General features: G+C 57.4%; 20 protein-coding genes and 1 pseudogene. 6 read left to right on the top strand and 15 right to left on the bottom strand.

The window, feature by feature from the left end; all coding sequences use genetic code 11:
* The first annotated feature begins 140 nt into the window (after window positions 1–140).
* A complete protein-coding gene (locus tag FHC52_RS01670; RefSeq protein WP_126287585.1) occupies window positions 141–884 on the top strand; it encodes an AraC family transcriptional regulator in 744 nt (247 codons plus the stop codon).
* A 47-nt stretch (window positions 885–931) separates the two neighbouring features.
* The gene (locus tag FHC52_RS01665) at window positions 932–1,558 is read left to right on the top strand and encodes a LysE family translocator (RefSeq protein ID WP_220419878.1); all 627 of its coding nucleotides are present in this window, start codon (window positions 932–934) and stop codon (window positions 1,556–1,558) included.
* Window positions 1,559–1,579: 21 nt separating this feature from the next.
* On the opposite strand, the gene tssD is transcribed toward FHC52_RS01665, so the two are convergent.
* The 3 genes from tssD to FHC52_RS22745 form a co-directional block, all read right to left on the bottom strand.
* Window positions 1,580–2,071, bottom strand: coding sequence for a type VI secretion system tube protein TssD (gene tssD / locus FHC52_RS01660; protein WP_126287583.1), 492 nt, complete (start codon window positions 2,069–2,071; stop codon window positions 1,580–1,582).
* Entirely contained in the window at window positions 2,072–2,584 is a 513-nt protein-coding gene (locus tag FHC52_RS01655) for a hypothetical protein (RefSeq protein ID WP_126287582.1), read from the bottom strand.
* 134 nt (window positions 2,585–2,718) lie between these two features.
* Window positions 2,719–2,949 (bottom strand): DUF2778 domain-containing protein, encoded by a 231-nt coding sequence (locus FHC52_RS22745; protein WP_241236498.1) that lies wholly within the window; start codon window positions 2,947–2,949, stop codon window positions 2,719–2,721.
* A gap of 239 nt (window positions 2,950–3,188) precedes the next feature.
* Here FHC52_RS22745 and FHC52_RS01645 point away from each other — a divergent pair, with 239 nt between their 5' ends.
* A complete protein-coding gene (locus tag FHC52_RS01645; protein WP_126287581.1) occupies window positions 3,189–4,460 on the top strand; it encodes a DUF445 domain-containing protein in 1,272 nt (423 codons plus the stop codon).
* On the opposite strand, the gene FHC52_RS01640 is transcribed toward FHC52_RS01645, so the two are convergent.
* The 7 genes and pseudogenes from FHC52_RS01640 to FHC52_RS01610 form a co-directional block, all read right to left on the bottom strand.
* Window positions 4,457–5,533, bottom strand: a complete 1,077-nt coding sequence (locus FHC52_RS01640) for a DUF2955 domain-containing protein (protein WP_008501323.1) — start codon at window positions 5,531–5,533, stop codon at window positions 4,457–4,459. The genes FHC52_RS01645 and FHC52_RS01640 overlap by 4 nt on opposite strands.
* Window positions 5,523–6,590, bottom strand: a complete 1,068-nt coding sequence (locus FHC52_RS01635) for an HlyD family secretion protein (protein WP_126287580.1) — start codon at window positions 6,588–6,590, stop codon at window positions 5,523–5,525. Before FHC52_RS01635 ends, FHC52_RS01640 begins: the two co-directional genes overlap by 11 nt.
* Complete coding sequence (locus FHC52_RS01630) at window positions 6,587–7,057, bottom strand: MarR family winged helix-turn-helix transcriptional regulator (protein WP_021240623.1); 471 nt, start codon at window positions 7,055–7,057, stop codon at window positions 6,587–6,589. The genes FHC52_RS01635 and FHC52_RS01630 overlap by 4 nt, the downstream gene beginning before the upstream one ends.
* A gap of 145 nt (window positions 7,058–7,202) precedes the next feature.
* Window positions 7,203–7,898 (bottom strand): helix-turn-helix transcriptional regulator, encoded by a 696-nt coding sequence (locus FHC52_RS01625; protein WP_126287579.1) that lies wholly within the window; start codon window positions 7,896–7,898, stop codon window positions 7,203–7,205.
* Window positions 7,891–8,007: pseudogene (locus FHC52_RS01620) on the bottom strand (amino acid-binding protein); the annotation flags it as partial. The pseudogene FHC52_RS01620 and the gene FHC52_RS01625, both read right to left, overlap by 8 nt.
* A complete protein-coding gene (locus FHC52_RS01615) occupies window positions 7,986–8,315 on the bottom strand; it encodes an antibiotic biosynthesis monooxygenase (protein WP_126287578.1) in 330 nt (109 codons plus the stop codon). The gene FHC52_RS01615 and the pseudogene FHC52_RS01620, both read right to left, overlap by 22 nt.
* Window positions 8,316–8,466: 151 nt before the next feature.
* Window positions 8,467–9,882: an aldehyde dehydrogenase family protein gene (locus FHC52_RS01610; protein WP_220419877.1), complete on the bottom strand. Its 1,416-nt coding sequence runs from the start codon at window positions 9,880–9,882 to the stop codon at window positions 8,467–8,469.
* A 100-nt stretch (window positions 9,883–9,982) separates the two neighbouring features.
* On the opposite strand from FHC52_RS01610, the gene FHC52_RS01605 reads away from it, so the two are divergent.
* Window positions 9,983–10,885 (top strand): LysR family transcriptional regulator, encoded by a 903-nt coding sequence (locus FHC52_RS01605; RefSeq protein WP_220419876.1) that lies wholly within the window; start codon window positions 9,983–9,985, stop codon window positions 10,883–10,885.
* On the opposite strand, the gene FHC52_RS01600 is transcribed toward FHC52_RS01605, so the two are convergent.
* On the bottom strand, window positions 10,872–11,351 hold the full coding sequence (locus tag FHC52_RS01600; RefSeq protein WP_008501331.1) for a carboxymuconolactone decarboxylase family protein: 480 nt from the start codon (window positions 11,349–11,351) through the stop codon (window positions 10,872–10,874). The genes FHC52_RS01605 and FHC52_RS01600 overlap by 14 nt on opposite strands.
* Window positions 11,352–11,452: 101 nt before the next feature.
* Between FHC52_RS01600 and FHC52_RS01595 the strand changes: the two genes are divergently transcribed.
* Window positions 11,453–12,841, top strand: a complete 1,389-nt coding sequence (locus FHC52_RS01595) for a PLP-dependent aminotransferase family protein (RefSeq protein WP_126287576.1) — start codon at window positions 11,453–11,455, stop codon at window positions 12,839–12,841.
* An 86-nt stretch (window positions 12,842–12,927) separates the two neighbouring features.
* On the opposite strand, the gene FHC52_RS01590 is transcribed toward FHC52_RS01595, so the two are convergent.
* Window positions 12,928–13,089: a DUF1127 domain-containing protein gene (locus FHC52_RS01590; RefSeq protein WP_032675878.1), complete on the bottom strand. Its 162-nt coding sequence runs from the start codon at window positions 13,087–13,089 to the stop codon at window positions 12,928–12,930.
* A 176-nt stretch (window positions 13,090–13,265) separates the two neighbouring features.
* Here FHC52_RS01590 and FHC52_RS01585 point away from each other — a divergent pair, with 176 nt between their 5' ends.
* Window positions 13,266–14,684: a PLP-dependent aminotransferase family protein gene (locus FHC52_RS01585; RefSeq protein ID WP_126287575.1), complete on the top strand. Its 1,419-nt coding sequence runs from the start codon at window positions 13,266–13,268 to the stop codon at window positions 14,682–14,684.
* A gap of 94 nt (window positions 14,685–14,778) precedes the next feature.
* Here FHC52_RS01585 and FHC52_RS01580 read toward each other — a convergent pair whose 3' ends face one another.
* From FHC52_RS01580 to FHC52_RS01570, 3 genes are read right to left on the bottom strand one after another with little or no spacing between them, the layout of a single operon-like run.
* Window positions 14,779–15,447: an OmpA family protein gene (locus tag FHC52_RS01580; protein ID WP_039265307.1), complete on the bottom strand. Its 669-nt coding sequence runs from the start codon at window positions 15,445–15,447 to the stop codon at window positions 14,779–14,781.
* A gap of 8 nt (window positions 15,448–15,455) precedes the next feature.
* Window positions 15,456–16,994: a hypothetical protein gene (locus tag FHC52_RS01575; protein ID WP_126287574.1), complete on the bottom strand. Its 1,539-nt coding sequence runs from the start codon at window positions 16,992–16,994 to the stop codon at window positions 15,456–15,458.
* Window positions 16,991–18,244 carry a hypothetical protein gene (locus tag FHC52_RS01570; protein ID WP_039265308.1) on the bottom strand — a complete coding sequence of 418 codons (1,254 nt, stop codon included), beginning with the start codon at window positions 18,242–18,244 and terminating at the stop codon, window positions 16,991–16,993. The genes FHC52_RS01575 and FHC52_RS01570 overlap by 4 nt, the downstream gene beginning before the upstream one ends.
* Between the last annotated feature and the right edge of the window lie 129 nt (window positions 18,245–18,373).

Genomic DNA, 18,373 nt, shown 5'->3' with positions numbered 1-18,373 from the left:
TTGTTTTACCGCTTAGGGTATTAAGGGTAGTCAACATGACTGGCCGTGGACGTAAAGTTGGGTATATCCGGAAGGTTCTTAATGAAGCGCTGCCAGACGGTTCGCTGACGTGGTATAAAAAACGTCCAGAAGGAGGGCTTATGACCGATACCCGACACATCCGTCAGACTTTTCAACGCGCCTCAGGCCTTGAGCTGCGCAGCACGTGGCAGAGCAAGCAGGCGTACAAACGCCACAGTCACCCTCAGCTCTCTATCGGCGCGATTATGGAAGGCCAGACCTGCTGCATTTGTCATGACAAAGAATACATCCTTAACCCCGGGGACCTCATCGTGATCCCGGCCTCTGCGCCGCACAGCTGCAACCCCGTCGCCGGGCAACCGCGCAGCTACCATATGCTCTATATCGACACCGATATTCCTCTGGCGTTACAGGTGATTCGCGACCCTACGCTGTTTAAGCGCTACCTGGATATTGTTGAGATGATGTCGCCTGTATCCGTGGATACGCTGCTTTCAGACCTGCCCCGCTGCGTGGAAAACGCAGATGCGCTTCGCTCAACCAGTCAGCACGTGCGGCAGGCGTTTCTTGCCGACCTGACCGCACCGCCTTCCCTCGACGAACTTGCCCAACGATTCTCGCTGCGCAAGGAGACGCTGATCCGCACCTTCCGGCAGGATACCGGCCTGACGCCGGGCAGCTTCCTCAACATCTCCCGCGTGGAGTTCGCCAAAGCGCGGCTACGTGCCGGGGACGACATCGCCGACGTCGGCTACCAGAGCGGCTTTGCCGACCAGAGCCATTTTCATAAGACCTTCGTCAGCTATACCGCCGCCACGCCGCGCCAGTACGCGACGGGCCGATCAATATCTGACAATAAATAACGCTGGTATCACCGTAGCCTGACCTCAGATTGTTAACCGAGGTTGCTATGGAACTGTTCTTCCCTTCTGCTTTTCTCGCCCTGGCGCTGGCGCATTTTGTTGCGCTGTTGAGCCCGGGGCCGGACTTCTTCCTGCTGGTGGGCTACGCGGCGCGCTACCGACTGCGCGGCAGCGCCGGATTGTGCGTCGGCATCGCCGCGGGTAACGCGCTTTATATTGTTCTGGTGATTATCGGCTGGAGCGCGCTGCGCCAGTTTGCATGGCTGTTTACGCTGATAGAGCTTTGCGGGGCGCTGTACCTGCTGTGGATCGGCTCGCATCTGGTGCGCAGCCAACCGCAGGCGATGAGGCTGCATGAAACCCATCAGCGCTGCCCTTCTCTGCGCAAGCAGATCCTGCTGGGGCTCAGCTCGGCGCTGCTTAATCCGAAGAACGCGCTGTTCTATCTTGCCCTGATGACGGCATTGCTGGGGCCGGACGTGACGCTGCTTCAGCAGGCAACGTGCGGCGTCTGGATGGTGACGGTGGTGCTGGCGTGGGATCTGGCACTGGTGTCGCTGATGGGTTTGCCCGCGGTCCAGCAGAAGCTCAGCCGTGCGCTGTGGCTGATAGAGCGCACGGCGGGGGTGGTGCTGATGGGGTTTGGCGGGTGGGTGCTGTGGCGGGTGATATGAAAGAATCTTATCAGCCGTTTTCTATGCCCCTAACCGATAATCCCAGTCATCCGAGTGAATAACGTTACCGTCACGGTAATGCCAGGTAATCTTTTCATAATGAAGCAAAACAAGCTCAAGATGACCCTGTTTTTCATGGTAAGTCTCTTTCACGTCATGCATTAATGAAAACACCGTGACGACCTTCACCGCTTCCAGCGTTATCGTGAAATAGATTTCTTCCTGACCGGCATCATTGATTCTGTACAGGTCGATAGTCGCTTTCCTGAGCGTACCGCCCGTACTGAGTGCTTTATAGAGAAAAACGCTGGAGGCATCAATTTCCTTCTCAATCAGAAAGGGACGATGCTGGCGTTTGCTCAATGCTCTGCCATTATGCAGGTCAGAATTATAGCTTACGTTATGATAGAGCCCTAAAACCTCAATCTGGTTTTCACGGTCTTTAACTTTCACGCTGCCTTTTATGCTATTACCCGCATCGTCAGTTAATGACATATATCCCGGAATGGCCATTTACATATCCTTATCGAATGGAAAAGAGTGTTCAACAGTTGAGATCATAACGGCGAGACATCTTTTACCCTGCGGGGTTGTTATTTTGAACATTTCCCTGATTGAATCCACAAAAAGCTTATTACGTTCTGCCTCCGTTTCGGGGAAATTCGCAAACGCGCAAATTTGTTCAACAGTGAGTAACGGTTTATCGTCTTTTAAGATTGCTAAGACACCTACAGGGTTATGTGGGATGGCTTCAGAAAGCGCCGCCTTTAAATCTTCAGCAGTACTGGCGTCCACTCCGGGTTCAAGGGCACTCGCCACGGCTAACCATGCCTGAGTTCCTTTACTTATCTCTGGTATGACATGATTCCACCATTCCGACTCACCCGTATCATTTGAATCCAGCTCCGCTACAACAGACATGGCGCCTTTGCCGTTTATCATCTGCAAGATCTGTTCAGGAGTGTGGTTTTTGGCAAATAAACCCATCGGTAAACACAAGAAGAATAGCGCAATAATATACTTCATTATCGCACCACCAGTATTGTATCACCCGAATCATAAATCATATGACGTTTGTCCTGACCGTTCATAATGATGCAACCTGCTGATGCAGAACCTGGCGGCTGGCCTTTTTTATCACCGTGAATTTGAAAATGATCTCAACCAAAGGTATTAGTCCCCGCTATAGGTTCAAGAATAATGGCCTCAGCACTTTTATGATTATTCCACCCGGCAATAAAATAAATACCTCTTGGAATGGGGCCTCTGTTTCGTTGACTTTCACACTCTGGCTTATCTTTCGATTCACCCGCACCGCTGTAGCAGTTAGCGACAAAGACACCATTATGACTCAATACCCCTGTCGAAACTTTATATTCCCATGTCATCAATACCGTCTCCTTTCATAAATAGTCCTTTATCTTATGGCTAACAGGAGCGTTAAAATGACTACGACGGTCACAAAACATTACGTCCGAAAATAAATAAGCACAAAAAATATAGAAAAATTAATAATAGAAAATTTAGATGTATATGTTTTTTATATAGACGCCATTGGTTCACACTGAGTATGCGTCTCCCCCTTACACCAGTTTTGCACTTTTGGTTCACTTGCCTCTATCCTTAACCCATGGAAAAAATAGCTGAACTCAAACGCGCCAAGCTGCTGGCGCTGTCGCTGCTGCTGGTTGCTGCCGCGGCTTTTATCACCACCCTGTTCCTGCCGCAGACCTTTTGGGTGCGCGGCGTCAAGGCCATTGCCGAAGCGGCAATGGTCGGCGCGCTGGCTGACTGGTTTGCGGTCGTCGCGCTGTTCCGCCGGGTGCCGATTCCCTTTATCTCCCGCCATACGGCGATCATCCCGCGCAATAAAGACCGGATCGGCGACAATCTCGGCCAGTTCGTGCAGGAAAAGTTTCTGGATACCCAGTCGCTGGTGGCGTTGATTCGCCGCTATGAACCTGCCCAGATGATTGGTGCCTGGTTCAGCAAGGCTGAAAACGCCCAGCGCGTCGGGCTGCATCTGATGCAGGTGATGAGCGGTTTTCTCGAGCTGACCGACGACGGGCGCATTCAGCGCCTGCTCAAACGCGCGGTGCATAAGGCCATCGACAAGGTCGATTTCACCGAAACCAGCGCCGTGATGCTGGAGAGCATGACCAAAAACAACCGCCATCAGGTGCTTCTGGACACCATCATCAATCGCCTGATTACTTTGATTCAGCGGGAAAGCACGCGGGACTTTATCGCCGACCAGATCGTCCACTGGCTCAAAACCGAGCATCCCCGCAAGGCGATGGTGCTGCCCACCGAGTGGCTGGGCGATCAAAGCGCGGAGATGGTATCGAACGCGGTCAACACGCTGCTGGACGATATCAGCCACGACCGCACGCACCAGATCCGCCAGGCGTTTGACCGCGCCACGCTGAAGCTTATCGACAACCTGAAAAACGATCCGGAGATGGCGGCAAAAGCCGACAACATTAAGCACTACCTGAAAAACGACGAGGCGTTTAACCGCTATCTGGGGGAGATGTGGGCCGACCTGCGCCAGTGGCTGAAGGCAGATATGCAGAGTGAGGACTCGCGCGTGAAGCAGCGCATCGCCAACGCCGGGCTGTGGTTTGGCGAAACGCTGACAAACGACGCCAGCCTGCGGGCATCTCTGAACGAGCATCTGGAGCAGGCGGCGCACCGCCTCGCGCCGGATTTTGCCGCGTTCCTGACGCGCCACATCAGCGACACGGTCAAAAGCTGGGACGCCAAAGACATGTCCCGCCAGATTGAGCTCAACATCGGAAAAGATCTTCAATTCATCCGCGTCAACGGTACGCTGGTGGGCGGGACGATTGGCCTGATCCTGTTTTTACTCTCGCAGCTGCCTGCCGTGCTGGGACATTAATCTACTTTGGGCGGCGCGATGACGTAGCGCGTCGCCTCGAAGCGGTTGAGGATCAGGTGCACCAGAAAGACCATCGTCAGCGTCGCCACCAGCGAAAAGGTGACGGAGGTGATACGGTACAGATCGCTGAACACCAGGTCAGTGTCCGGGTGCATGTTCTGCCCGAACATTATCCCGATGGTGGTGATGCTGGAGAACCCCACGCCCGCCCCGACCTTCTCCATTACGTGCAGGCGCGCGCCAAACGCCAGCCCAAGGCCGATCAGCGGCATCATCAACAGCATATGGCTGCTGTGATCGTAGAGGATCAGCTGCACCACCAGAATATAGAGGCAGCCCAGCACCACGCCGACCACGCGCCAGATGGAGCTCATCACCGCGCCGCGATAGTGCATCGGGAACAGGATCAGAATCCCTGCCATCAGCGCCGAGAGCGAATCGCTTAAGTCGCTAATCTGAAACACCACGAAAATCATCGTCGCGACGCTGCCGGAGAGCAGCGACTCGTGGCGCACGCGGGCGTCGTCTTTCTCAATCAGCGGCGGCGGCTTGCGGGGCTCCACGTCCGGCAGGAGGTAGTTCATCAGCGCGCTCAGGCACACCGCCATCACGCTGGCTTCGATGTTCGAGAACAAAAGCGTATGCCAGTTGGTGGTGGGGTAGCTCATAAAGTTGAGCATCACGCTCTGGCACACCACGCCCATCGAACCGAACAGGAACAGCGGGCCTTTACTCATAAAGCGAAAACGCATCACGTAGAGGGCGAAGACCACCAGCGTCATGATCGCCGGCCATTGCGACAGATAGCCGATGATAATTACCATTTCGACGCAGTTCAGCGATGCGCTGAAGATAAACTGCTTCGCCACGTGGCGGTTAAACACCGGCACCAGCGACAGCAGCATGATCGGGTAGACCACGAAAAACACGCCGTAGCGGGTGTTGTAGAAGCTCGAGATGCTCAGCGCAATCATCCCGGCAAAGACGATGCGCAGGGTCTGGCGAAAGTCGTTTGCCGTATAGACGATGTTGCCGTGCGGGGTAAACACCCGCGCCAGGGTGCTAATAGACATAGTGAAGCAGGCTCACCAGGTGGATCTGCATCCCGGAGAAGAAGCGCGCAAACGGCCCTTCGCTGTTGTAGAGCTGCACGGTCGCGCGGGCGCCGGTCGGCAGATGCTTCGGCAGCGGCTCGTCCAGCGAGACGTGAATGCGCATGCGCTGGGCATCGCGCACCCAGCGATTGGAGGTTTCCGGCTCGGAGAGCTGGCCATTAACGGCCTCCTGACCTGCCAGGATCCCCGCGTCGCTGCTGGTGACGTGGGCGCGGAAAACGTGTCCCGGGAAGGCGTCAAACACCACGGCCGCATCGGTGCCCTGATGGGTATGGCGCAGGCTCTTCTCACGGAAATCGGCCACGATATCGGTCTGGTTGTTTACCAGCGCCAGCGCGGCGGAACCGGAGGAAGCGTAGAAGCCCGGGCTCAGCTGCAGGTTACTGACCGTGCCGTCCGCCTGGGCGTAGACCTTCGTCCAGCCGAGGTTCAGCTCAGCGTCATCCAGCGCGTTGCGGTATTTTTGCAGCGTCACGTTGCGGTGTTCTTCGCGCTCACCACGCTGGATGCGCAGGTTGCGGATGTTGGCCTGAATCGTGCTGACGGACTGCTCGCTGCTCTGCCAGGTGGTGCGAACCTTATCCAGATCCGCCTGCGAGACGTTCTGCAGGGTGCTCAGCTTCTGGTAGCGTTCAAAGGTCACTTTGTCGTTACGCGCGGTTAGCACGGCGGTTTTCAGGCTGGCCTGCGCGGCAGCGATCTGCGCATCCAGCTGTTCGTTGGACAGGCGTGCCTGCTCGAGCGCGATTTGCGCCGCTTCTACTTTATTGCGAAACGGCGTGTCGTCGAGTTCAAACAGCAGATCGCCTTTCTTCACCTGGCTGTTGTTATGGACATGTACCGCCGCCACGTAGCCGGAGACGCGCGGAGACACCGGCGTCACCACGCGCATCACGGTGGAGTCCGGCGTCAGCGGGATCCAGATATCCGCGACGATAAAGTAGACAAACATCAGCAGGAAAGAGGCAATACTCACCCTTACCCAGCGGGCAAACTTTTGTTCAGGGGTCATTATTTTTCGGTCTTGTTATCTTCTTCGCGGATTGTCCGCAAATTGCAGGCGATTTGATTCAACGTGGCGCTGAAAATGTCGAGATGTTCCGGCGCGATGTTTTGCGATACGCGCGCCTGATACGTCTCAATCACCTGAGTGAGCCTTTGTAATATGGCTTTTCCCTCAGGCGTCAGCGTCAGAAGCCGGATGCGCTTGTCATAAGGCGATGTGGTGCGCAGCAGGTAACCCTGTTTTTCCAGCTGTGTGAGGGTGCGCATCAGCGGCGGCAGTTCAATTCCCTGCACCTCCGCCAGCTCACTCATTGAGACGTTATCCCCGAGCTGATGAAGCTGCATCATCACCGTCCAGCTCGACTGGGTTAACCCGGTATCGAGAATGGCGTCGTCGATGACGGCACGCCACTGGCGCACGATCATCGCCATCCGCATGCCCATCGGCCTGCGGCAGAACAGTTCTTCTTCACTCATGGGGAACCTCTCGTCACACGCGGTCAAGATAATAGTTATCAGGGTAACTATCAAGAAACGAGAAGTTAAAGCGCAGGAATTGCGAAAGGTGTTACTGGAGGCGATGTACACGTAGGCCCGGTAAGCGCAGCGCCACCGGGGGTTTTTAGCGGCTAAAAAGCCTCTTAACAGCAGCCTTTCCCGACGCCGTCACCACCACCTCCCGATACCCCGCCACCCGCTGGATCCAGCCTTTACTTTCCATGTGGATGAGCAGCGCAGCGCCCGCCTCACCGCCAAGATGAAACCGCCGCTCGCTCCAGTCCAGGCAGGCGCAGCAGGCCTTCCGGCGGGGATGCGCGCTTAACGGAATACCGAGCGCCAGGAACTGCTCCCGGCCATAGAGTGTCATCGCTGAACCGTCAGCCTCCAGCCAGCCTTCCGCCTGCATGAAATCATAGATCTGCACCGCCACGACGCCTGCGAGGTGGTCGTAGCAGGTCCGGGCTTCACGCATGGCTTTCGGCGCGCTGGTTTCCGGCGGGGTAATGCGGCTCCACGAAAGCCCCATCATCTGTTCCACCAGCGCCGCCACGTCGTGCCCGGCAAGACGATAATAACGATGCCGCCCTTGCGACAGGCAGGTAATCAGCTGCCCTTCAACCAGCCGGGCAAGATGCCCGCTGGCGGTCGACGGCGCAACGTCTGCCGCCGCGCTCAGTTCAGTGGCCGTCCACGCCCGCCCGTCCATTAGCGCACAGAGCATCTTCACGCGCGACGGATCGGCCATGGCAGCCGCCACCGCGGCAATCGCCTTTTCCAGCATCGCGCTGTTATCGGGGGGTAAACTCGTCTTAAGCATGGGCCGCCCAGGGTTCGGTGATCTCTGCGGCCAGCTTATCATCATCCGTCAGCAGAATAAGGTGATTCGCATGGTCGCTGTACTGTGTCAGGATAGACACGCCGCGTGCCCTCCGGTTTCGGAACCGTATTCCCGCACCAGCTGCGCCACCCGAATACGGTAGAAAGAAAAAATCGACGCCCGCCCTTCGGCCTGCGCCGCCTGATGAAAGACGTTCTGCTTCCAGCGGCGGACGGCCTCTTCATCCCGCCACCAGGAAAGGGAGAGGATTTTGCCGTCGGTCGTCAGGCTCTGGAACCGTTCGATATCAATAAAGCCGTCGATGTCCGCCAGCAGCGGCTTAAGCTCTGCGGCAAGCTGAAGATAGCGCGCCTGATGGGCAGGCGCGGCTTTGGCTTCGAAAAGGACTGCGATCATGGTTTTCTCTCCGTTGTGATGTTGGGGAGAGAATGCAGAGTGGAGAGATACAATGCTTCGGCAGGGAGCGAAGCGTTGTGCCGGATGGCGCTGCGCTTATCCGGCCTACGGCTCATGTAGGTCCGGTAAGCGCAGCGCCACCGGGCGGGTTTTAGCCCACCATCGACCTCGGCTCCATAAACGCCCGAATTCCCCACTCGCCCATCTCGCGCCCCACGCCGGAGTGTTTGAAGCCACCAAATGGCGCTTTCGGTTCATGAGCCAGGGTGTTCACCAGCACGCGACCGGAAACAATCTGCTGTGCCACGCGTCGCGCGCGGTCCACATCGCCGCCCAGCACCATCGCGCTCAGGCCGTACTCGGTATCGTTGGCAATGGCGATCGCCTCCGCCTCGTCATGATAGGGGATGACGCACAGCACCGGGCCGAAGATCTCGTCGCGGGCAATGGTCATCCGATTGTTCACGTCGGCAAACAGCGTCGGGCGCACAAACCAGCCGTCTCGCGTCCCGTCCGGTCGCCCTTCGCCGCCCGCCAGCAGGCGCGCCCCTTCTTCGATTCCTTTGCGGATATAGCCCTGCACCCGCAGCCACTGCTTTTCGCTGACCATCGGGCCGACGTCTGTCGCGCTGCTGCGCGGGTCGCCGGATTTCACTGCCGCCACGGCCTGCGCCAGCGCGGTTTCGATCTCCGCCTTGCGCGAGTAAGGCACCAGAATGCGCGTTCCGGCCACGCACGCCTGCCCGCTGTTCATAAACCCGGCCTGGATCACCAGCGGGATCGCCTGCGCGAGATCCACATCACCCAGCAGGATCGTCGGCGATTTACCGCCCAACTCCAGCGTGACGCGCTTAAAACTCTCTGCCGCGTTGCGCAGGATCGCCTTGCCGGTATTCGTGGAGCCGGTAAACGAGATTTTTGCCACGTCCGGATGGCAGCTGATGGTTTCACCTACCGTCTCGCCGCGTCCGGTGACGATGTTAAACACGCCCGGCGGCAGCGCGGCGTCGCGCAGCGCTTCGGTGACAATCTGCGTTTGCAGGGCGCTCATTTCACTCGGCTTGATCACCGCCGTGCAGCCCGCCGCCAGCGCGGCCGCCAGTTTGCCGCAGATAAACCCGGCATCGCTGTTCCACGGCGTAATCAGCCCAGCCACGCCAAGCGGCGTCATCTGCACCGTTGCGGCACCTGCGGGGGTGACAAACTCAAACGCCTCAAGCGCCTCGATGGCCTGAGCAATCACCTCTGCCGGATAGCTTGCCATCCACGCCGAGCGCGAGGCGGGCGCGCCGTACTCTTCAATGACCGCTTCCAGCAGATCGTCGTGACGGGCGGCCACGGCGGCGTGCATGCGCTTCAGCGCGGCGATGCGTTCCTGCTTTGTGGTCCGGGACCACGCCGGAAACGCCGCTTTCGCCGCCGCAACGGCGCGCGCTGCGTCAACCTCATCCGCCAGACGAACCTGACCCATAACCTGCGCCGTCGCCGGGTTGTACAAATCAAACCACTCGGTACCGTGCGGGGTAACAAATTCGCCGTTAATAAAGATCTGTTCGATGGTGTGCATATAAACCTCCTCAGGCTGTGTGAGACCAGTCTGTCACGGCTTCTCCGTTGCGATAATCCACGCTATGCTGCAAGGGTTGTTTCGATTTTCAGGATAATCTATGCATCGTTCAGGTCTGACAGAGCTGGAAGTGGTGATGGCGGTGGTGCGGCGCGGCAGCTTTCGCGGCGCGGCGCAGGAGCTGGGGATGTCCGCCACGGCGGTCAGCAACGCCATCGCCGGGCTGGAGAGCCGCCTTGAGACGCGACTTTTCAACCGCACCACCCGCAGCGTGGCGCTCACCGACGCCGGGCAGCGCTACGTGGCGCGTATCGGCCCCGCCCTACAGGAGATCCGTCTCGCCGGGGAAGAGATCCACAGCGACACCGGGGAACCTGCCGGCACGCTACGGCTGAATGTGCCGAATCATATCGGCACCCTGTTTCTGGACCAGCTGCTGATCGACTTCATGATCCGCTACCCGAAAATGCGCGTGGAGACGGTGAGTGAAGCAAGGATGATCGACATCGTCGCCGAAGGTTATGACGCGGGGATCCGCCTCGAAGAGTCCGTTCCGCAGGACATGATCGCCGTGCCGCTGACCGGTGAGATCCGCCAGCTCGTCACCGCCACCCCGGACTATTTCGCCCTTCACGGCATACCCGAGACGCCGGACGATCTGCTTTCACATCAGGGGATCGGCATGCGTATGGCTCACGGTGGGATCTACCGCTGGGAGCTGGCCCGTCGGGGGGAAACGTACGCGCTTGCCGTGCCGCCGCGCTTTGCGACGTCCGATCTTTTTGCCTCGATCCGCGCCGTAAAAGCGGGGTTAGGGGTGGGATTTTTACCGGAACTCTATATTCAGGACGAGCTGAAAAGCGGGGAGCTGGTGAGCGTCTTAAACGACTGGACGCAGCCGTTTGCCGGGCTGCGCCTGTACTACCCCGGCCATCGCCACGTCCCGCCAGGGCTGCGGGCGCTGGTGGCGATGATCCGCGAGCGCGGAATTATTCCAGGTTAGCTTTATTCAGCCCGTACGCCGCATCCAGCGAACCGGGCGCCATGCGGGAGGTGATCCCCAGACGGTTCCAGGCGTTGATCGCCACGATAGCGAAGTTCAGCTCTGAAATCTCCACGTCCGAGAAGTGCTCCGCCACGCTGCGGTACAGCGCGTCACTCACCCCGTGAACGCCAATCTGGGTTAGCGCTTCGGTGAAGGCCAGCGCCGCTTTTTCGCGGGCGCTAAACAGCGGGGACTCGCGCCAGGCCGCCAGATGGTACAGGCGCAGCTCGCGCTCGCCGGCGATTTTCGCCTCTTTTGAGTGCATATCCAGACAGAACGTACAGCCGTTCAGCTGCGACACGCGAATGTCGATCAGGTGCTTCAGCGCCGGGTCGATGGAGGTTTTTGCCACCTCCATGCTCAGGGCAGACAGCGCGTTGGCGAGGGCAGGTGTAGCTTTATGGTGGTTAACGCGAGTGCTCATGGTCTTTCCTCTTTTTGTGCGGCATGTGTCATGCGATGAGGCAAATCTACGCCGTTCATGACATAGTAAAAAGATACAAAAAGCGTGAAACGAGGTAGGACATGAAGCCGGGCTATCACGAGATTTATTCCCGCTATCGCGACAACATTATGCGCGGCGTGCTGAAGCCGGGCGATAAGGTACCTGCCATCCGCGTGCTGGCGGAAGAGCTGAAGGTGGCGCGTAAAACCGTCGAAACGGCGTATGCCATTCTGACGGGTGAAGGGTATCTGGTGAGCCAGGGGGCGCGCGGCACGCGGGTTAACCCGGACTTACTGTTGCCGGACAAGCATGCCCCGGCGGAGCAGCCCACCGGTACGCTTCCGGCCTCGCTCATCAGCCAGCGCGAGCGGGCGGGGTTTCTGCGCCCAGGCATCCCCGCCCTCGACAGCTTCCCGTATAAAAAGTGGCTGCTGCTGGCGGGCCAGGCGACGCGGGCCATGCGTCAGGAGGAGATGCTCAACCCGCCGGTGCTGGGCTGGTATCCGCTGCGCCAGGCCATCGCCAGCTACCTCAACATCTCGCGCGGCTTGTCCTGCACCGCTGAACAGGTGTTGATCACCAGCGGCTACAGCGGCAGCCTGCGGCTGATCCTCGATACCCTCGCCAGCCGCAGCGACAAGGTGGTGTTTGAGGATCCGGGTTATTTTATGGGCCAGCAGCTGCTGAAGCGGATCGTGCCGCGCCTGCACACGGTGCCGGTCGATCGCTGCGGCATCGACACGGACTACCTGCTCCGCCACCATCGCGACGCCCGTTTTGCCATCGTCACCCCGTCGCACCAGAGTCCGCTGGCGGTCACGCTCTCGCTGCCGCGTAAACAGCAATTGCTCGACTGGGCCAGCCAGAACGACGCATGGATTATCGAAGACGATTACGACGGGGAGTTTCACTACACCCGCAAGGTTCTGCCGTCGCTGAAAAGCCTCGATCGGCACGACCGGGTGATCTTTATGGGCACCTTCAGTAAAACCATTATGCCGTCGCTGCGCATGGGCTACGTGGTGATGCCCGCCAGCACCGTTGAGGCCTTTACCGACTGCGCGGACATCACCACCAGCGGCCAGCCGGTGCTGACGCAAAAGATCCTCACCGCGTTTCTCAACGAAGGGCATTTTTTCCGTCACCTGAAAAAGATGCGCGCGCTGTATCAGACCCGCCGCGACTGGATGATTGCCGCCCTACAGGAGGTATATGGCGATCTGTTTTTCACCGAGCAAAACGACGGCGGGATGCATATCGTGGCGTTCCTGACCAAAGGAAGCCGTGACCGGGAAATCGCGCGCTACTGGCAGGAACAGCAGCTGCAGGTCAATGCGCTCTCGGAGTGGTATCGCGGGTCAGGCAAACGCTACGGGCTGGTGATGGGCTATAACAACGTGCGTTCTTATCAGGAGGCGCTGGATTTGCTGGAAAGGCCGAAGCGGCAGACGCTTGCGCTGTTGCGCTGAAAATCGCCCGGTGGCGCTACGCTTACCGGGCCTACGGGATCGAGTAGGCCGGGTAAGGCGCAGCCGCCACCCGGCGACGACGTGGATCACACATCATATCGCGACAACCCAACGTCCTTGAGCTGCTCGTCGCTCATCTGGCTCAGGATGCGGCGGGTGCGGTTGATGCGATACCAGCTACGCAGCGTTTTTGCGATCCAGACAAACACAATAAACGGACGTTTTGAACGATTCTCGTAGAATTCCATAATGCTCTCCTCACTGTGCCAGTGGGGTTATCATCCTGGAAATCGACCTGCGCAATACAGATGCAAAAACAACTTTTGTTTAACATACAGATCCGCTAAAACGGTATCTGCATGCCGTTTTTTGCGGCAATCTGTACTGGTTTAATAATCTGTATGGTGAAAATAAAGGATACAGCATGACACGCTATCAACACCTGGCCAACCTTCTGGCAGAACGCATTGAACAAGGGCTGTATCGCAGCGGCGAGCGTCTGCCGTCGGTGCGCGCCCTGAGCCAGGAGCATGGCGTGAGCATCAGCACCATACAGCAGGCCTACCAGATCCTCGAAAACCTTCAGCTGATCACCCCCCAGCCGCGCTCCGGCTATTTTGTCTCGAAACGCAAAGCCCAGCCGCCCGTCCCGGCGATGACGCGCCCGGTGCAGCGCCCGGTGGACGTCACCCAGTGGGATGAGGTGATGATGCTGCTGGACGCCCGCGCCGACAAAGAGATGATCTCCTTTGGTGGCGGTTCGCCGGACATTAACCAGCCGAGCCTGAAGCCCCTGTGGCGCGAGATGAGCCGCCTTGCGCAGCATAACCCAAGCGAGATGCTGAGCTATGACGTGCTCGACGGGCGCCTGGAGCTGCGCGAGCAGATCGCCCGTCTGATGCTGGACGGCGGCTCCACCGTCTCGGCAAGCGACATTGTGATCACCAACGGCTGCCACGGCGCGCTGTCGATCGCCCTGCTGTCGGTATGCAAACCGGGGGATATCGTGGCGGTGGAATCGCCGTCGTTTCACGGCACCATGCAGATGCTGCGCGGGTTTGACATCAAGGCGATTGAAATTCCCACCGACTCTGAAACCGGGATCAGCATCGAAGCGCTAGAGCTGGCAATGGAGCAGTGGCCGATCAAGGCGGTGATCCTGGTGCCCAACTGCAATAACCCGCTCGGGTTTATCATGCCGGAGGCGCGGAAAAAGCAGGTGTTGGCCCTCGCCCAGCGGCACGATATCGTGATTGTCGAGGATGATATTTACGGCGAGCTGGCGGCGGAGTACCCGCGCCCGCGCACCATTCATTCCATGGATATCGACGGCCGCGTGATCCTCTGCAGCTCGTTTACCAAAACCGTGGCGCCGGGCCTGCGCGTCGGCTGGATTGTGCCGGGACGCTACTACGACCGGGTGATGCACATGAAATACGCCGCGGGCGGGTTTAACGTGCCGGGCACGCAGATGGCGGTGGCGGCGTTTATCCGCGACGGCCATTACCATCGCCACGTACGGCGCATGCGCCAGATTTATCAGCAGAATATGGAAACCTACACCTGCTGGGTGCGGCAGTATTTTCCGGCAGAGATTTGCGTCACGCGCCCGCAGGGCAGCTTCCTGCTGTGGGTGGAGCTGCCGGAAAATGTGGATATGGTGTGCGTCAGCAAGCAGCTGTGCCGGCTGAAAATCCAGGCCGCGGCCGGGTCGCTGTTTTCCGCCTCCGGGAAGTACCGCAACTGCCTGCGGATCAACGTGGCGCTGCCGCCAACGGAGAAAAATCGCGAGGCGTTGAGGAAGATGGGTGAAGCGATTGTGATTGCGATGGAGGAGGGCTAGTGCGGCCTGATGCCCTCACCCCAGTCCTCTCCAACGGTTCAGTAAGTCCCTATAGCGGGCTGGTTTAGATGCCATTACTCAACCAGCCGCTGAGTTACAGAGCGTTGCCCTGCTCCTGACGTGACGGCGCGTGCGTCAGGAACTGCACCTCAACGCGGCGATTACGCTCATCGCTGGGTGAAATCCCTTTTAGCGGCTGAGAGTCGCCAAAACCGGCCACAATCACACGATGCGATTGCTGATCGTTGAGGTTCGCAATTAACAATTTACGTGCTTCACGGGCTCTGGCAGCCGAGAGCGTGTAGTTATCGTCATACACGGTACAGAACCTGGTGTAATCGACCACAGGGTTATTCACGCTGATGTTATCCGTATGCCCCTCAACAAAAACCTGAGTGTTCGTCGAACCGCTCACGAACGCCTGAATCCGTGGTGCCAGACGAGCAAGTGCATCTCTTGCCTGATCGGTGATACAGGCACTACCGCGGGCGAAGATTTTATCCCGCAGCGTAATTTTTCCGCTGGCTATATCAAACCCCACCAGCGCAGCATCTCCCTGATCCACCATCTCCTGCTGCATGCTGTGCATCATGGCATTCAGTTTCTGTTGAGCGGCTGCCTGGCCGCTGTTTTTCTCCTGCTCGCGTTTTACGTCAGCCACTTTGTTTTGCAGTACCGATAACACCAGCATCAGCATCACCACGGCCATGACCCCTGCCATTAGATCGGAAATAGAAATCCACTCATTCGGTTTATCTTTCATCGGCAATATCAGACCTCAACACGTTCGGCGACAAGCTGTTGAGCCGGGAGCAACTTATCGATGCGGGCGCACAATGCAGACACCTGAGTGGTGATCTGCTTAACGGTTTCCGGCAATGCACCAAGCTGATCGAAGGCCTCGTTAAAGCGCGTGATGTAGTGCTCCATCTTACGGTTGCCTTCGGAAACGGCGGCCAGACCGAGAGCGATCTCCTTCGTGACGCGCTGAATATAGTTTGTCATAGAGGTGACTTGTTCATTCAGCGTCAGGCTGGTTTCGGAGAATTCATCCATCGCCTGACGTTGAATTTTCGCCGCGGCTTCGGTTCTCTCTTTCACCGTGGTCATGGTTGAATCGATCTGCGAAGACATGTTGTTAACCGACTCGCTGATCTGCGAAGTGGCGGATTCCAGCTGGTTGGCCATCTGCGTCATGTTGCCGCGGAAAGACGCATCCATGCTGGCGATAGCACCGTTAAGGGAGGTTTCTATCTGGCCCATTGTCGTACTGAGCTGATGAGTAGACTCCGCCAGCTTATCGCTCATCTGCTGCACGTTGCGAGTGAAGTCGGCATTCATCTCATTCACTACCTGCGACAGCTCTTGCTTAATGCCGGTCATGACCTCACTAAGTTCGGCACCCAGCGCGGTAACCACTTTTTCCAGGCTCATCGCCGAGCCAGAGACTTGCTGCGAAGCATCACTCATAGTAGTCGCCGCCTGCTGCAGTGCTACCAGGTTCTCTTCACTTTTACGGGTGTAAGTTTCCAGCAGATTGCGCGACTGATTATTAATATCTGCGATCTCTTTTAACGCCGCCAGATGGTATTGATGACGCTGCGCTTCCTGCTCTTCACTGCGTTTTGCCTGCTGACTGAACTCCTCGCGCAACGCGACAGTTTGCAGCGCCATCGCCTCCACCAGACGCTCGGTAGCCGCGTTACGTCCAGCTTCACGCTGCTGCTGCCTGGAAGCATTTTCCTCCGCCTGCAGGGCATATTCTTCGGTCAGGGAGTGCTGCAGTTTGGCCATACACCAGTTGAGACGGCGCTCTTCATAGCCATTTTTCGACTCCCAGATTTTGAGGGCGATAAAGGCAATAATCCCCCAGGTTGAGGTTTTGAATTTCGTGCCCAGGCCCTGCATCATCTCCATCAGGTCGCGCATGGAGGAGTCAATTGCACCAATGCTGTTTCCCGCGTTATGCAAAATGCCGGAAGCTTTATCGAGCGCCAGCCCCAGCCCAAGAAAGGTTCCCAACAGACCAAGGATCAACAGCATACCCGGCATAATGGCGGCTATTTTCTCAGCTTTGGTTGCCAGTGATTGGCTCAGCTCAGCGGCCGATCCCATTTCTGCACTCACCCCCGGCTGAGCAGCCTGTAATCCACTTTGCTCCCAGGCATGCTGCCAGCGCGCTTCCTGCGCATTGCGCCTGACGGAGAGCCAGGTGTAGATTACTGCCAGCAGCATTACGCCGAAAAAGCCCATCTGCAGCGCATCAAAGCCTGGGATCAAAAAGTGGCCAATTTCAGTCAGCAGATTCATGCAACCACCTCGACGAGCAGACCCGCTTCAGTACGTTTCTGGCAATCGGCAGCAAAGATGTTGGCGAAATCGGTAATTAAGCTCTGTTCCTGCTGGGAAAGAGAAGACCAGGCGCGATCGTTTTGCGAGCAGTCGATCAGCAGTGCACCCACAATCGCCCCCTGATCGAGCAGATACGCTTTGCCTTCCGCAATCAGCTGCTGTTCTTCTTTTTCGAGCATCTGCAGAAAGCCTTCCGCCGCGTTGACGTAGCTATGGCGCGCCAGTAGATCGTCGCCTAGTTGTTCCAGATCGGCCGTATCACGCGGCAGGGTGATTTTAAGATCGTTCAGCACGCCCACTTCAGCCGGTTCAAGTTCTTCGTATTTTAGCGCGCGCACCAGACGGTTATGCAGCAAACGATCTTTCGAAAGCGCGCTGTTTTTCTTCTCCCACTCCTCTTCCAGAAGCTGACGGCTTTTCTCCCATGCAATAATCATCTCTTCGAAGACAAACGGGATAATCGGCTTGCCGAATAGTCTCTGAGTGAGGTTATCCAGACGCAGAGTATCGGCATCGCTAAACTCTGCCTCCTGCTGGATCAGCGCGTTCGCGGCATAAACCATAAAGTGCATATCCGCATCGACATCACTGATGGACTTCACGGCCTGCATACGGGTTTCATAGAAGGCGAGCAGCTTTTGCACTGCACGCAGGCGCAGGAAATACTCGAAGTCCTGCAGCGTATCTCGCTTCACGGCGATATCCACTTCTGCTTTTGCGATAAGATAGCTGTTCACCAGTGCGAAAGCCGACACAGCCTCTTTCTCCTCACCACTCAACTCACCTCCCGCTTCAGCCATAGCCTGAGCATGATGGCGAGCCTCTTCAAGCTCCTGCTCCTCCATTTGTTTCTGGTGGGCGTTTTTACACCAGTTAATGACCCACTCCAGGGCTTTCTGCAGCTTTTTTACCAGCGGCTGTTTATCAAGCTTTTCCAGCCATGCCAGCGCGCGATCCAGCCCTGCTAGCGCGCTCTTTACCCATGGCAATGTGATAAAACCACCTAGCATCTGAAGAATTTTACGTCCCGTGCCGATATGCGGCTTAATGCGTTGCCACATCTGGCTGACTTTACCAACAAAGCCTTCCGCTTTTTCTGCCATGAAACCGATCGCTTTTCCGGCAATTTCTTTTGCTTTGCTGACGACGGATGAAGCGACATCTCGTACGTACGAGACTGCAGAGCAAATACGACTCCATAAACCCATGATTCAACCCTTAGGGAAGGTGCGAACAAGTCCCTGATATGAGATCATGTTTGTCATCTGGAGCCATGGAACAGGGTTCATCATGAGTCATCAACTTACCTTCGCCGACAGTGAATTCAGCAGTAAGCG

It is taken from the genome of Enterobacter sp. EC_64 (assembly GCF_019584165.1).
In the GTDB taxonomy this organism is placed as follows: domain Bacteria; phylum Pseudomonadota; class Gammaproteobacteria; order Enterobacterales; family Enterobacteriaceae; genus Enterobacter; species Enterobacter roggenkampii.
This window is presented reverse-complemented; position numbering and strand designations above follow the sequence as displayed.